This window comes from Micromonospora sp. NPDC047467, from assembly GCF_040643095.1.
Classification (GTDB): domain Bacteria; phylum Actinomycetota; class Actinomycetes; order Mycobacteriales; family Micromonosporaceae; genus Micromonospora.
Map to the genome: position 1 here is coordinate 86490 of NZ_JBEYTO010000002.1, position 14325 is coordinate 100814.

Consider the following 14325-nt stretch of genomic DNA (forward strand, 5'->3'; position numbering starts at 1 on the left):
TTCGGTGGGCTACAGACCTTCGGCGACCGCGGCGGCGATCTTCAACCAGGCGTCCCGGGTGGCCGAGGAGAGCCCGCCGTAGCGGATCGGCTCGCCGCTGTCGATGAGCCGCTCGTACGGGGCCAGCAGCACCGCCCGGGTCCGGGCCGCGAAGTGCTCCTGGATGGCCGGCAGGTCGATCTCCTTGCGCGACGGCGGCATCGACACCACGGTCACCGCCTGCCGGACCAGCCGTTGCCGGCCGCTCTGCTCCAGGTGGTCGAGCATTCGGGCGGCGGTCTCCGCCGAGTCGTTACGGGCGGACATGGTGACCACGAGCTGGTCGGTGGCGTCCATCGAGGCCTGCCAGTTCTGCGCCCGGACGTTGTTCCCCGTGTCCACGAAGATCAACTTGTAGAACCGGCTGACCACCTCGCGGATCTCGGCGAACGCGGCCGCCGTGAGCATCTCGCCACCGGTCGCCGACTCGTCCGACGCGAGCACGTCGAACATCCCCTCGCCCTGCGAGCGGACGTACTGCGACAGGTCGCCGACCCGCCCGTGCGCGCCCTGGAACTGCCCGAGGTCACGCAGCATGTCGCGCACCGTGCGGGAGTGGAAATCCTGCTGGGCCCGCATCCCGAGGGTGCCCTGGGTCTCGTTGTTGTCCCAGGCCAGCACGTAGCCGCCGCGCTTCTGACCGAACGTCATGGCGAGCAGCAGGATGGCCACCGTCTTGCCGGCGCCGCCCTTCGGGTTGACCACGGTCACCTGCCGCAGCCCGCCGAAGTTGCGGCGCACCATCTCGATGTCCCGCTTGAGCTCCTGCTCGTGCCGCCCCGGTGAGAGCCGGACCAGCCCGATCTTGTTGACCACCGCGCGTACACCCATGGTGGCCACCGGATCGGCGGGCCGTACCTGCCGTCGCCGGGCGAAATCCTCGGCGGTCGGCGCCGCCGTGGTCTCCGGCGTCCAGGTGGCGTCCTGGTAGCCGGCGGCTGGCACCCGGGCCACCGGATCGGTCTCCTGGTACGCCTGCGGCGGCGCCGGTGGAGCCCCGGCCGCGCCCTGCTGCCAGGGCGGCGGATACCAGCCCGGTGACGGCGGGAACGGCCCCGGGGGCGGGGCCTGCTGGGGATCGGGTGGGGGCGGGACCGGTGCCTGGCCGGGGATCGTCGGCGTGTACGCCTGACCCGAGTAGGTCTGACCGGCGTACGTCTGCCCCGTCCCGGCGGCCGGGCCGGCGACCTGCGGCGGCTGCGGGACGGGCGGGGCGGGGATCGGGGGTGTCGCGGTGGCGGCCTGGTCGTGAGCCGACGGAGGTGAACCGGCCGGCCGCTGCGGCGGATACGCCCACGGCGACTCGGTGGTCGGCCGGGCCGTACCGACCGCGGCACCGTCCTCGCCAGAGCCGTTACCGACGCTTCCCGACCCGCCTTGAGTTCCTGGTCCGCCTTGAGTTTCCGGTCCGCCCTGAGTTCCTGGTCCGCCCGCTGCCGGTCCGCCTGCCGTGGGTGTTGCGGGTCCGGTCGCTGTTTCTGGCGCGGTCGTCGGACGGTCGGTGGGCGCGGTGGTTGCCGGCGGGCGGTCCAGGGAGAACGGCAGGTCCAGGTCGACGCCGCCCGGCGTGATCGGCGGGGTGGGGACGGTAGCCGAACCCGGCTCGCCGGACTGCGCCGCCCCGAACGCGGTGCCCGCCGCTTCGGTCGAGTTCGGCGTGGCGGTGCTCGACGGCCCCGTTTCGGCGCCTGGTGTGGCACCGCTCGTCGGGGCGGTGACGGGTCGGGCGTCGTCCGGCGTGTCGGCTGGTGGCCAACTCGGCTGGGCCGGAGCCCAGCCCGATCCCGCGCCACCGGTGGCTCCCCAGCCGGTCGGCGGCGGCACCGTACCGCTCAGCGACGGATAGTCGGACGGCGACGGCGGGGGCAGGGGCGTCGCCCCCGGCTGCCCGGGGACCGGCGGACGGCCGATCGGTGGCGCGGCCACCGGCGGCGAAACGGTCGACGGCGACACCGCCAACGGGCCGCCCCGCGTCTCGGCGACCGCCGCCCACGGTGGCACCACGTCATCCGTGCCCCGGTCGGTCGGCTCCGGGGGCCAGAGTGGTTCGATGTCCCGCTCCGGCACCGGCTGCTGGCCGGGCACCTGCGCCCGGTCGGCGTTCTTGTCCATTACGGTTCCTCCCCAGTCCTCCTGCGAGGATAGGCCCATCGATCGACGGGGGCCGGGCGACGCAGCCAGGGTCAGATCACCCAGACCGCCCAGGCACCCGGCTCGATCCACCAGGAACGCTTGCGGGTCAGCTCGCCCTCGACACCGTCGTCGAGGTAGGGAACCTTCCCCTCCCTGGGCAGCACCGACACGGCCCGTCCGCGAGCGCGCCGAACCTCCAGGCGTACCCGCTTGCGCCCCAACGCCGAGCGGACGACCACCGGGACGGCCACCGCGACCTCGACCTGGCCGTCGGCCGGGTCCGGTGCGGACAGCAACGTCACGTCGTCGAGCGACGCGTACCCGCCGGCGTTGCCGATCGCGCAGGCCAGCAGCGGTTCGTCGCCATCGGTGAGGATGGCGTCGTCCACCTCCACCCGGGCCCGCCAGTGCAGCGGGCGGCCCGCGTCGTCGGCGGCGCCCAGCAGGGCACCGTCCAGGGTCACCGAGCCGCCGTCGTTGCGCAGCAGGTCCAGGCGGCGCGGCGTGCCGTCCAGCACGGCGGCGGCCACGGCCGCCGGGTCGCGGGGCAGCCCGAGCTGCGCGGCCAGGTCACGGTGGGTGCCACCACGGGCCGGGTCGAGCGGGAGTACGGCAACAGGCGGCAGGTCGGGCAGGGTCCGGTCGCCTGGCAGGTCCGCCGGGCGGCGGCTCGGCGGTGGCGCGTACCGCCGGACGAGCCGGCGCAGCACGGCGCGCAACTGCGCGTCGCTCGCCGTGGCGATGACCAGCCGGGTCTTGCCGTCCGAATCCGGCCAGGTGAGGCCGTCCGGGCGGACCGGACCGTCGAGCTGGGCCAGCACCGCGTCGATCTCGGCGTCCGACCGGGCGGTGACCGTCTGCACCCGGGCGCCCCGGGCGGTCAGCGCGTCCGCGCAGGCCAGCACCGGCACCCGGGGCCGATCGGTGGCGCACCCGTCGGCGTCGCCCTGCCCGCCACCGCCGGAAGCGCCGCGACCGGCCTCGGCCGGCGGGTTGGCATCGGGCTCGGTCGGTGGTTTGGCGCCGGCCTCGGTCGATGGTTTCGTGTCGGCCTCGGTCGGTGGTTTGGTGTCGGCCCCGGTCGTGCCGCCGCAGCAGGCTCCGCCGCTGCCGCAGCCCCCGGGAGCGTCCCGCTCCGAAGCGAGGGTGAGCAGCACCACGTCGTACACGGAGGGCCTCCTGACTCTCGGCGCGACCCCTGCCGGCCGCGCCGTCACTACTTGTTAACCTGACACCCCGGGCTCGCCAACCGGTCGCCACCTGGCACCCGAGCCTTCTGGAGGCGGAAAAGATGCCAGCGATCGTGCTCCTCGGCGCTCAGTGGGGCGACGAGGGCAAGGGCAAGGTTACCGACCTGCTGGGTGAGCGGGTCGACTACGTCGTGCGCTACTCCGGCGGCAACAACGCCGGCCACACGGTGATCACCCCGGACGGCCAGAAGTACGCGCTGCACCTGATGCCGTCCGGTGCGCTCTCGCCGAACGCGATGATCGTCATCGGCAACGGTGTGGTGGTCGACCCGAAGGTGCTGCTCGCCGAGATCGACGGCCTGGCCGAGCGCGGCGTCGACGTGTCCCGACTGCGGATCTCCGGTGACGCGCACCTGATCATGCCGCACCACCGGGCGCTGGACCGGGTCATCGAGCGCTACCTCGGCTCGTCCCGGATCGGCACCACCGGGCGGGGCATCGGCCCGGCGTACGGCGACAAGGTGGCCCGGATCGGCATCCGGCTCCAGGACCTGCTCGACCCGGGCATCCTGCGCAAGAAGCTGGAACTCGCCCTGCGCGAGAAGAACCAGATCCTGTTCAAGGTCTACAACCGCAAGGCGATCGACCTTGAGGCGACCGTCGAGGAGTACCTGGCGTACGCGGAGCGGCTCAAGCCGTACATCGCGGAGACCCGGGCGATGCTCTGGGACGCCCTGGACCGGGGCGAGACGGTGCTGCTGGAGGGTGCGCAGGCCACCATGCTCGACATGGACCACGGCACGTACCCCTTCGTGACCTCGTCCAACCCGACCGCCGGTGGTGCCTGCGTGGGCGCTGGCATCCCGCCGACCGCGATCAAGAAGGTGATCGCGGTGAGCAAGGCGTACACCACGCGGGTCGGTGCCGGGCCGTTCCCGACCGAGCTGTTCGACGCGAACGGCGCGCACCTGCGCAAGATCGGTGCGGAGTACGGCACCACCACCGGGCGGGAGCGCCGGTGCGGGTGGTTCGACGCGGTCGTGGCCCGGTACGCGTGCCGCCTCAACGGTGTCACCGACCTGGTCATCACCAAGCTGGACGTGCTCACCGGCCTGCCCAAGGTGCCGATCTGCGTCGGCTACGAGATCAACGGCGTCCGGGTCGACGACATGCCGATGAGCCAGACGGACTTCCACCACGCCACGCCGGTGTACGAGGAACTGGACGGCTGGTGGGAGGACATCACCAAGGCCCGCTCGGTCGAAGACCTCCCGGAGAACGCCCGCCGCTACATCGCCCGCGTAGAGGAACTCTGCAACACCCGAGTGAGCGTGGTAGGCGTAGGCCCAGGCCGAGAAGAAAACGTCCAAATCCACCCCCTCCTCCCCTAACCCCACCCACCCTCCTGCTGCGCCTTTCCCCGGTGATCAAGAGGTTTGCGTCAGATTCGAGCGGAATCCTGACGGGAATCTCTTGATCACCGGGAGAGGCGGCGGGGTTTTCCACAGGGCCTCGGTGGTTGTCCACAGGGGCTTCGGTGGAGCGGGGCGGGTGGGCAGGGTGAGGCGGTGGGACCTCACCAGCTTCTTCGCGACGCCGCAGCCCGCCAGGATGGGATGATCACTCTGGCGCAGGCGCTGCGCGCCGGCCTGACCAGGGACCAGGTTCGACAGCTGCACCGGTCCGGCAGTTGGCAACGAATTCTGCGTGGATGCTTCGTCCCCGGTGTGGAGTTGAGCGATTCGGCAATGCGGCGGGCGCGCATCCGGGCGGCGCTGGTGAGCCTCGGGCCGAGCGCCTTTGCTGTTCTGGACACCGCTCTTGAGCTACACGGCATCGCGGGTCTTCGCCGGACTCTGCTGGTTCACGTCTCGGTGCCGGTTGATCACCCACGACCCCAGCGCGCTCTCGCGCCGTGGCTGATCGTGCATCAGGTCACCGTTCGTCCCGGCGACGTCGCCGAGGTCGTGGGCGTTCGCGCGACCTCTCCGCTTCGCACCGTCTCGGACGTCATCCTCCGGGTCGATCGCTACCCGGCCGTCTCTGTCCTCGACTCAGCACTGAACCAGGACCACCTCACCCCGGAACAGTTGACCCTGATGCCGGGTCTCATTAGGGGGCGGCGGGGTGCTGTGGCGGCCCGCAGTCACCTCGCCGAAGCGGATGGCCGTGCCCAGTCACCCCTGGAAACCCGCACCCGGCTGCGATGTGTCGATGGTCGAGTGCCTCCGGACGCCCTCCAGTTGGAGGTACGCGACGACGACGGATACCTGCTCGGCGTCGGTGATCTGGGCTGGCGCGGCCCGAGGGTGATCGCAGAGGCGGACGGCCGGGACGTCCACGGCACACCGGAGGCGGTCTACACCGACCGCCGTAGACAGAACCGCCTGGTCAACGCCGGTTGGACCATCCTCCGCTTCACCTGGCAGGACACCTTGAACCCCGACTACATCCCGCACACCGTCCGCCAGGCGATTGCCGCCGCCCGCTACCGAACCCCGTGATCAAGAGATTTGCGTCAGAAACAAGCCGAACCTTGACACAAACCTCTTGATCACCGGCTGTCAACAGGGGTGGGGGCGGGGGCAGTAGGATCTCGGACGTGCGGGTTCTCTTGGTGGGTGGTGGCGGGCGGGAGCATGCGCTTGCGCTCGGGTTGGCTGGCGATCCGGCTGTTTCTGCGTTGATCGCGGCACCGGGTAATCCGGGGATCGCTGGCGTGGCTGAGCTGCGGGCCGTGAACGCTTCCGATCCGGCCGCGGTGGCGGCGCTGGCCGTGGAGACTGGCGCTGACCTGGTGGTGATCGGGCCGGAGGCGCCGCTGGTCGCCGGGGTCGCCGACGCCGTACGCGCCAAGGGCATCGCCGTGTTCGGCCCCTCGGGTGAGGCTGCCCAGTTGGAGGGTTCGAAGACCTTCGCCAAGGACGTGATGACGGCCGCCGGTGTGCCCACGGCACGCGCCTACACCTGCACTGACCCGGAGAGCACCGCGCGGGCGCTCGACGAGTTCGGCGCACCGTACGTGGTGAAGGACGACGGCCTCGCCGCCGGCAAGGGCGTGGTGGTCACCGACGACCGGGCCGCCGCGCTGGCCCACGCGCGGGAGTGTGGCCGTGTGGTGGTCGAGGAGTTCCTCGACGGCCCGGAGGTCAGCCTCTTCGTGGTCACCGACGGTGAGGCGGCGCTGCCGCTGCTGCCCGCACAGGACTTCAAGCGGATCGGCGACGGCGACACCGGCCCGAACACCGGCGGCATGGGCGCGTACGCGCCGCTGCCCTGGACCCCGCCCGGCCTGGTCGACGACGTCATGCGCGACGTGGTCCACCCGACCCTGGCCGAGATGCGCCGTCGGGGCACGCCGTTCGCCGGTCTGCTCTACGTCGGGCTGGCGATGACCGCCGCCGGCCCTCGGGTGATCGAGTTCAACGCCCGCTTCGGCGACCCGGAGACCCAGGTGGTGCTCGCGCTGCTGGAGACCCCGCTGGGCGGGCTGCTGCACGCGGCGGCAACCGGCACGCTGGCCGAGCACCCGCCGCTGCGTTGGCGGGACGGCGCCGCGGTCACCGTGGTGCTGGCCGCGCAGGGTTATCCGGCCGCGCCGCATACCGGTGACGTGATCACCGGCGCGGACCGTCCGGGCATCATCCACGCCGGCACCGCCCGCCGGGCCAGCGACGGCGCGTTGCTGTCCGCCGGCGGCCGGGTGCTCTGCGGTACGGCCACCGGCACCGACCTGGCCGCCGCCCGGGACGCCGCGTACGCGCTGGTGGACGGGGTGGAGTTGGCCGGCTCGCAGCACCGTACCGACATCGCCGCCGCGGCGGTCGACGGCCGGATCACGATCCCCGGCTGAGCCCCGGCGGTACGCCAACCCTCAACTGACGTAGCGGCGCAGCTCCCGCGTGAGCACCTTGCCGGTGGCGTTGCGGGGCAGGTACTTCACGTAGACCACGTCCCGGGGTACGGAGAAGCGGGCCAGGTAGTGCCGGACGTACTCGCGGACCGCGTCGGGGTCGAGTGTCTCGCCGGGGTGCAGGGCGAGGAATGCGGCCAGTCGCTGGCCGTACTCGGGGTCGGGCACCCCGATCACCGCCGCCTCGCGTACCTGTGGCAGTCGGGCGAGCAGATCCTCCACCTCGGACGGGAAGACGTTCTCGCCGCCAGAGACGATCATGTCGTCGGCTCGGCCGTCGACGAAGAGCAACCCGTCGGCGCTGAGCCGACCGAGGTCGCCGGTGTCGAGCAGGCCGCCCCGGCTCTCCCGGCTGGCGCCGGAGGTGTAGCCCTCGAAGAGCATCTCGTTGCCGACGAAGATCCGCCCGACGTGTCCCATCGGTACGGGCTGGCCGTCGTCGTCGAGGATCTGCACGCGGGTGCCGTACGGCGGCCGGCCGGCCGAGGTGGGGGCGTGGCGTAGGTCCTGCGGGCCGGCGATGGACGCCCAGGAGACCTCGGTGGAGCCGTACAGGTTGTAGATGACGTCGCCGTAGACGTCCATGAACTTCGGCGCCAGTCCACCCGGCAGCGCCGACCCACTGACCGCGACGGCCTTGAGGGTGGGGCGGGGCTCCGGTGGGGGCACCTCCAGCAGTCGCTGGACCATCACGGGTACGGCGAACAGGGCGTCACACCGGTGCGCGGCCAGGGCGGCGAGCGTGGCGGCCGGGTCGAAGCGGCGGTGCAGCACGATTGTGGCGCGCAGCGCGAAGCTCAACTGGAGAGCGGCGAACCCCCAGGTGTGGAAGATCGGTGCGGCGATCATCACGCGGTCCCGGACGTGCAGCGGGATGCGGTCGATGATGGACACGAGCGGGCCGAACCCGTTCGGTGTGCGCCGGCGGGCGCCCTTGGGCGCACCGGTGGTGCCGGAGGTGAGCACGATGATCCGGCCGTCGCGCTCTGGTGGCCGCAGCTCGCCCGGCAGCGCCCCGGCCACCAGCTCCTCGCGGGCGCGTTCGTCGAGGCGGGGCAGTTCGGCGGGGAGCGCGAGGACCCGTTCGGCGAACTCGTCGTCGTGCACCAGTAGCCGTAGCTGCTGTTCCTCGGCGACCGTGCCCAACTGGGCGGCGGAGAGCCCGGTGTTGACAAGGACCGCGTCGGCGCCGAGCAGGGTGGCCGCCACGATCGCCTCGATGAACCCGTGGTGGTTGCGGCAGAGCAGACCGATTCGGTCGCCGGCCTGTACGCCGAGCCCGGCCCGCATCGACCGGGCCATTCGTTCGGCCCGGTCGAGGAGGTCCTGATAGGTCAGCTCGACGCCGTCCTCGTCGATGATCGCCGGACGGCCGGGGTCTCGGGCGGCTGCCTGGCGTAGTTCGCCGGCGAGACTCCACCCCCAGGTGCGCAACGCGTTTAGCTGCGAGACGATGCGGACCGGCCGGCCGGGGGTGAGCAGGCCGCGACGGGTCAGCGTGGCAACGACAAACGGCAGGTCCATGCCGCAGACCTCCTTGGGGTTGGTACGCGGACGGGTTTCCTGGCCCGGCCCCTGCCAAGGCGAGTCGGGCCAGGAAACCGACGGGATGGAGACGTGGCCCGGGTCAGCAGCCGGCCAGGACGCGAGGTCGGGCCGACGTGCTGATCGGTCAGCGGATCTGCATACCGGAGATCGCTCGGGAGATCACCAGTCGTTGGATCTCGGAGGTGCCCTCGAAGATGGTGTAGATCTTCGCGTCCCGGTACCAGCGCTCCACCGGGTGGTCGCGCACGAAGCCGGCCCCGCCGAGCAGCTGTACGGCCTTGTCGGTGACCGACACCGCCACCTCGCCGGCCTTGAGCTTGGACATCGAGCCCTCGCCGGCCGTGAACGGGCGGTTGTTGCGGCCCATCCAGGAGGCCCGCCAGACCAGCAGCCGTGCCGCGTCGATCTCCATCCGCATGTCGGCCAGCGTGAACGCGACCGCCTGGTTCTCGATGATCGGCCGGCCGAACTGGACCCGGTCCTTGGCGTAGTCCAGGGCGTACTCGTAGGCGGCCCGCGCCACGCCGAGCGCCTGGGCGCCCACTGTCGGTCGGGACAACTCGAAGGTACGCATCGCGGCCTGTCCGGTGGCCCGCTGTCCGGAGCGGGCCCGGTCGAGGCGTTGCAGCAGCGCGTCCCGACCACCGAGCAGGCACCGCCCGGGCACCCGTACGTCGTCGAGGAAGACGTCGGCGGTGTGCGACGCGCGGAGGCCGAGTTTGCGCAGCTTGCGGGTGGCGGCCAGGCCGGGGGTGCCGGGCGGTACGACGAACGCGGCCTGGCCGCGGGAGCCGAGCGTGGGGTCGACCGAGGCGGTGACCACGTGCACGCCGGCGATGCCGCCGTTGGTGGCGTACGCCTTCTGCCCGTTCAGCACCCACTCGTCGGTCGCCTCGTCGTAGACGGCGCGGCTGCGCATGGCGCCGACGTCGGAGCCGGCCTCCGGCTCGCTGGTGCAGAACGCGGCGACGGCCGGCGAGTCGACGTCGCCGAAGCACTGCGGCACCCATTCGACGAGCTGGTCGGGGGTGCCGGCGCCGTAGATGGCGGCGACGGCGAGCGAGGTGCCGAAGATGCTCAGCCCGATGCCGGCGTCACCCCAGAAGAGTTCCTCGCTGGCGATGGGCAGGGAGAGCCCGGTCGGGTCGGCCCAGCAGGTGGCGAGGAACTCGAAGCCGTAGAGGCCGACCTTGGCGGCTTCCTGGATCACCGGCCAGGGGGTCTCCTCGCGCTCGTCCCACTCGGCGGCGGCCGGGCGCACGACCTCGGCGGCGAAGCCGTGCACCCAGTCCCGCAGGTCCCGCTGTTCCTCGTTCAGGTCGAGCGAGAACTCGGCCATGTCAGGCCTTGGGGATGTCGAACAGGTTGGCGATGTTGGCGGCGAGACCGAGGTCGCCCTTGGCCTTCAGCTTGCCGGTCATGAACATCATCACCGGGTTGGCGCCACCGGAGACGATCTTCAGGAACTCCACCGGGCCCATGGTGAGGCTCAGCTTCGGGTCGTGCTGCGGGGTCTCGTTCACCTGGCACTTGCCGTCGGCGATGACCACCTCGTAGGTGTCGCTGCCGCCGTCCGGGCGACCGGTGACGACCCAGTGGATGACCGCGTTGGTGGAGCCGGCCCGGTCCGCGCGGAACAGCGACGGCATCCGGCCGAACACCTCGCCGAGGACCTTGCCGCGCAGGTCTCCGGACATCACCTGAGCGATCTTGTCGTCCGGGGTGGACTTGACCAGCTTGGCGAATTCCTTGGGCCCGACGTTGGCAAAGGTGGCCGGGTCGAAGTCAGTCATGAGATGCGCCTTCCGGGGAGATTTGCCTACTGGTGCGTAACCCTACGCACGAGTAGGTATGCTCGCAAGGTGTCCACCCCTCCCGCCTTCAAGCGCCTACCGCGCGCCGTCCGTGAGCAGCAGATGCTCGACGCGGCGGTGAAGGTTTTCTCCAAACGTGGCTTTCACGCAGCCAGCATGGACGAGATTGCGGAGGACGCCGGCATCTCCAAGCCGATGGTCTACGCGTACCTCGGGACGAAGGAGGAACTCTTCGTCGCCTGCCTGCATCGCGAGGGCACCCGCATGATGCAGGCCATCGCCGGGGCAGCCGCCCCCGATCTGCCGGCGGACGTTCGGCTCTGGCGCGGCCTGAAGGCGTTCTTCGGCTTCGTGGGCGCGCACCGCGACGGCTGGGCGGTGCTCTACCGGCAGGCCCGGGGGGAGCAGCCCTTCGCCGGTGAACTGGCCGCCATGCGAGCCCGGCTGGTCGAGGTGGTCGCCGGGATGCTCGACCACGCGCTGCGCGCCGAGGGCCGCGAGGTCAGCGCCGTCGACCTGGAGGTCGTCGCGTACGCGCTGGTGGGCGCCACCGAGTCGCTGGCCGACTGGCTCGCCGACCACCCGGACGCCGACCCGGAGAAGACCGCCACCCGGATGATGAACGTGGCCTGGCTCGGTGCCGGCCAACTTCTGCACGGCGTCACCTGGCACCCACAGCAGGACGCTGCCTGACCACCGCTCGGCGGCGGGGCCGGTACGCAACGAACGCGTCAGCGACGGGCGCGCTGGTGGGCGCGGCGGCGGAGCCAGCGGATCAACTCCAGCAGGAACGTGATCGCCACCGAGAGGCCGATCCCGGCGATGATGCCCTTGATGGGGTGGCGCTCGAAGACGAGTCCACCGAAGTAGCCGAGCAGCCCGCAGTACAGCGCCCAGGTGATCGCCGCGATCGTGTCGTAGAGCAGGAACGTCCGGCGGGGGTACCGCACCGCGCCCATGGTCAGGGTGACGGCCGTCCGACCTCCCGGCACGTACCGGGAGGTCGTCAGGATCACCCCGCCGCGCCGGTCCACCGCGCGTCGGGCCCACTCGGTGCTGGCCTGCCGGCGGCTGCCGTCGGGAAACCGGGCGAGCCGGTGCGCGCCGCCGCCACGCCCGATGGCGTACGAGATGTGGTCACCCACGAGCGCGCCGAGGGCGGCGGTGGTGATCACCAGGGCCAGGTTGGGGCGACCGCCGTCGGCGGCGAGCACTGCTGCGGTGATCACCGCCGCCTCGCCCGGCACGGCGGGGAAGAACGCGTCGACCGCGGTGAGCCCGAAGATCAGCAGGTACACCCAGGGTGAGGTGACCAGCTGCCGGAGCAGGTCGAGCGCCGATTCCATGCCCCCCATGCTCGCCGGGCGCGACCCGCCCGGGTGCCGAGTCGCCGGATCACCACCGCCCGGGAGTTGGGCACCCACCACCCGTCCGGGCGTAACGCACCTACCACCGCCTGGGCGTTACGCCGAGTGGACCAGGGCTGGCGGGGCGAGCAGCGGGCCGTGCGGCGTCTTGTCGTCGGTGGTGGGGCCGTGCGAGGTCAGCACCACCGGCGCTCCCAGCTCGGCGCCGACCGCCTCCGCCCAGTCCGACGGCGGGTCGTCGTAGATCGGGCGGGAGCGCAGCAGTCGGGCGGTGAGCGTGGCCTGCCGGTCCAGGTCGCCGGGCGGGCCGGGGGTGAGCCGGTCGGTGGTGTCGTAGCGGCGGCAGATCTTGAGCTGCGGTCCGGCGAGATCGAGGTGGGTCAGCGCCAGGCCGTCGACCCCGCCGGCTGCGGCGAGGGCGTACCGGTGGGCGACGGCGTCGAAGTGGCCGAACCGGAACGGACCTTGCCACGGGTTCGTGGCGTTGTGCCGGTCGGTGAGCGGCAGCGCCGGGTCCTCGGTCACCAGCGGGCCGGCCCCGTGCCGGGTGGTGACCAGCCGGAGGACTCCGATCCGGGTCACGGCGCCGGGCAGGCCGGCCTCGGCGAGCAGGCTGTCGGCGTTGGCGAACGTGGTGGTGCTCCACGTCGTGTACGGGTGGAAGCCGTGCCACTCGTCGAGCAGCACCCCCTGCGCGCCCTCGAAGACGCACGTCCCGGCGCGCAGCGCCCCGGCGAGCCAGCTCTCGTCGACGATCGCGACCCGCCCGGCGAACCCGGTGAACGCGGGCAGGCAGTCCTCGACCGGCGGCGCGTCCAGCGGGCCGAGCTCGGCGGTCAGCCGGTCCCGCAGGGCGGTCAGCCTGCGGCGCAGCAGCGCCGGGCGATGGCAGTCGGCGACCCGTGGCGCGTCGTCGGGGTGGGCGAGACCGTACGCGACGGCCTCGCCCACCCCCAGCCCGCAGGAGCCGTGCCGGTCGGCTCCCCGGGCGATCTCCCGAGCCCGGTTGGCGGCCCGGTGGTACGGGGTGGCGAGCAGCGCCGCCCCGTCCACGGTCAGCCGGTCGAGCGCGTCGTGCACCCCGACCGTGGCGAGATGGTCGGCCTCGGCGGCCAGCGCCAGCGGGTCCACCACCACGTGCCGCGACAGGTGCGTACGGACACCGGGGTGGAACGTGCCGGCGCCGAACTGCGCGAACGTGTGGTGCCGCCCGTCGCGCAACACGACGTTGTGTGCCGCCTGCGCGCCCCCGTTGAAACGGACCACGGTGTGCACGGGGCGGGTGGCGCAGAGCCAGTCCACCACCGTGCCCTTACCGGCATCGCCATAGCCGAGGTCGACCACCGCCACGTGCCTCACAGCCGGGTCACCCCGCCGGTGGTGTCACGGAAGGCCGGCAGCGTCGACACCTCGGCGCGCCGCCCCCGGTTGAGACGGGCCAGCGCCTTCGACACGGTGCCGGTGGCGCCGGAACCGGCGCGGTCCAGGTCGCGCAGGCCCTCGTCCAGGTCGATGGCCTGCTCGCCGAGGCCGATGGTGAGCGCGATGGTCTCGCAGACCGCGTCGAGGTCGTCGAGGACCACGGTGTTCTGCCCGAGCAGGTCCCGCCAGAAGTCCAGCACCTTGGCGTTGCCGGCGTAGTGGCTGCCGGCGGGGAGCAGAAAGTAGGTGTCCCAGCGGCGGGTCACCTCGTCCACGATCTGCCGCAGCGGCATGTCCTCGGCCAGGTCGTCGCCCATCAGGCCGGCCACCTCCCGCGCCTTCACCTGCGGGTACGCCAGCTCGTCGCCGATGATGAACAGGTAGCCGCGCCGGCCGCGCTTCTCCCAACTGTCGGTGACGGTGTGCCGGGCCATGAAGTACATGGCCAGCTCGTACGACTCGGTCATCTGCCCGCCGCCACCGCCTTCGAGGACGATCCGTCCGAGGTCGTCGTCCATCCGGTTGTCCGACTCGAACTGGCCGACCTGCAACGGCACCCGGTCGCAGGTGGCGTCGCCGATCGCGCCGAACATGATCTGCGGGTCGCTGGCGTAGCCCTGCCGTTGCAGCAGCCCGAGCAGCTGCGGCAGCTTGGTCTGCAGGACACGCGGCACCTTGAGCATCGAGCCGGTCACGTCGAAGAGCACGGCGACGGGCGTCGACTGCGGGTGCTCGGCGGAGTCGCGGCTCTCGCGGGCCGCGTCGCGGGGGTCGAGTGCGGAGTGCACGGTGCGCGCCCCGCTGTCGCTGTAGGAGAAGGCGCTCTTGCCGGTGGACCGGCGGTAGCGGTCGGCGGCGTCGTACACGTCGGTGGACCAGATTCCACTGCCCATGACAGC

At 72.0% G+C, this 14325-nt stretch carries 12 protein-coding genes; 4 read left to right on the top strand and 8 right to left on the bottom strand.

Features of this window, described 5'->3' with window-relative positions; translation table 11 throughout:
• Nucleotides 1-9: 9 nt before the first annotated feature.
• Both ABZ780_RS04645 and ABZ780_RS04650 read right to left on the bottom strand, forming a co-directional pair.
• Nucleotides 10-2151, bottom strand: a complete 2142-nt coding sequence (locus tag ABZ780_RS04645) for a chromosome partitioning protein (RefSeq protein ID WP_357484200.1) — start codon at nt 2149-2151, stop codon at nt 10-12.
• Between the two features lie 71 nt (nt 2152-2222).
• Entirely contained in the window at nt 2223-3341 is a 1119-nt protein-coding gene (locus ABZ780_RS04650) for a hypothetical protein (RefSeq protein WP_357484203.1), read from the bottom strand.
• Nucleotides 3342-3463: 122 nt separating this feature from the next.
• Here ABZ780_RS04650 and ABZ780_RS04655 point away from each other — a divergent pair, with 122 nt between their 5' ends.
• The 3 genes from ABZ780_RS04655 to purD all read left to right on the top strand — a co-directional run bounded on the left by ABZ780_RS04655 (nt 3464) and on the right by purD (nt 7215).
• The gene (locus tag ABZ780_RS04655) at nt 3464-4753 is read left to right on the top strand and encodes an adenylosuccinate synthase (protein ID WP_357003533.1); all 1290 of its coding nucleotides are present in this window, start codon (nt 3464-3466) and stop codon (nt 4751-4753) included.
• A gap of 177 nt (nt 4754-4930) precedes the next feature.
• Nucleotides 4931-5866: a type IV toxin-antitoxin system AbiEi family antitoxin domain-containing protein gene (locus tag ABZ780_RS04660; RefSeq protein WP_357484206.1), complete on the top strand. Its 936-nt coding sequence runs from the start codon at nt 4931-4933 to the stop codon at nt 5864-5866.
• A 98-nt stretch (nt 5867-5964) separates the two neighbouring features.
• Nucleotides 5965-7215 (top strand): phosphoribosylamine--glycine ligase, encoded by a 1251-nt coding sequence (gene purD / locus ABZ780_RS04665; protein WP_357484208.1) that lies wholly within the window; start codon nt 5965-5967, stop codon nt 7213-7215.
• Between the two features lie 21 nt (nt 7216-7236).
• Here the strand turns inward: purD and ABZ780_RS04670 are convergent, their stop codons facing one another.
• The 3 genes from ABZ780_RS04670 to ABZ780_RS04680 form a co-directional block, all read right to left on the bottom strand.
• Entirely contained in the window at nt 7237-8799 is a 1563-nt protein-coding gene (locus tag ABZ780_RS04670) for an AMP-binding protein (protein ID WP_357484210.1), read from the bottom strand.
• Nucleotides 8800-8947: 148 nt separating this feature from the next.
• A complete protein-coding gene (locus ABZ780_RS04675) occupies nt 8948-10162 on the bottom strand; it encodes an acyl-CoA dehydrogenase family protein (protein WP_357484212.1) in 1215 nt (404 codons plus the stop codon).
• Nucleotide 10163: 1 nt separating this feature from the next.
• Nucleotides 10164-10616, bottom strand: coding sequence for an SCP2 sterol-binding domain-containing protein (locus ABZ780_RS04680; RefSeq protein WP_357003541.1), 453 nt, complete (start codon nt 10614-10616; stop codon nt 10164-10166).
• A gap of 69 nt (nt 10617-10685) precedes the next feature.
• Here ABZ780_RS04680 and ABZ780_RS04685 point away from each other — a divergent pair, with 69 nt between their 5' ends.
• Nucleotides 10686-11330 carry a TetR/AcrR family transcriptional regulator gene (locus tag ABZ780_RS04685; RefSeq protein WP_357484215.1) on the top strand — a complete coding sequence of 215 codons (645 nt, stop codon included), beginning with the start codon at nt 10686-10688 and terminating at the stop codon, nt 11328-11330.
• A 38-nt stretch (nt 11331-11368) separates the two neighbouring features.
• Here the strand turns inward: ABZ780_RS04685 and ABZ780_RS04690 are convergent, their stop codons facing one another.
• The 3 genes from ABZ780_RS04690 to ABZ780_RS04700 all read right to left on the bottom strand — a co-directional run bounded on the left by ABZ780_RS04690 (nt 11369) and on the right by ABZ780_RS04700 (nt 14319).
• On the bottom strand, nt 11369-11983 hold the full coding sequence (locus ABZ780_RS04690) for a DedA family protein (RefSeq protein ID WP_357003545.1): 615 nt from the start codon (nt 11981-11983) through the stop codon (nt 11369-11371).
• Nucleotides 11984-12100: 117 nt separating this feature from the next.
• Nucleotides 12101-13363 (bottom strand): adenylosuccinate synthetase, encoded by a 1263-nt coding sequence (locus tag ABZ780_RS04695; protein WP_357484218.1) that lies wholly within the window; start codon nt 13361-13363, stop codon nt 12101-12103.
• Nucleotides 13360-14319, bottom strand: coding sequence for a hypothetical protein (locus ABZ780_RS04700; RefSeq protein WP_357003549.1), 960 nt, complete (start codon nt 14317-14319; stop codon nt 13360-13362). Before ABZ780_RS04700 ends, ABZ780_RS04695 begins: the two co-directional genes overlap by 4 nt.
• Nucleotides 14320-14325: the final 6 nt, after the last annotated feature.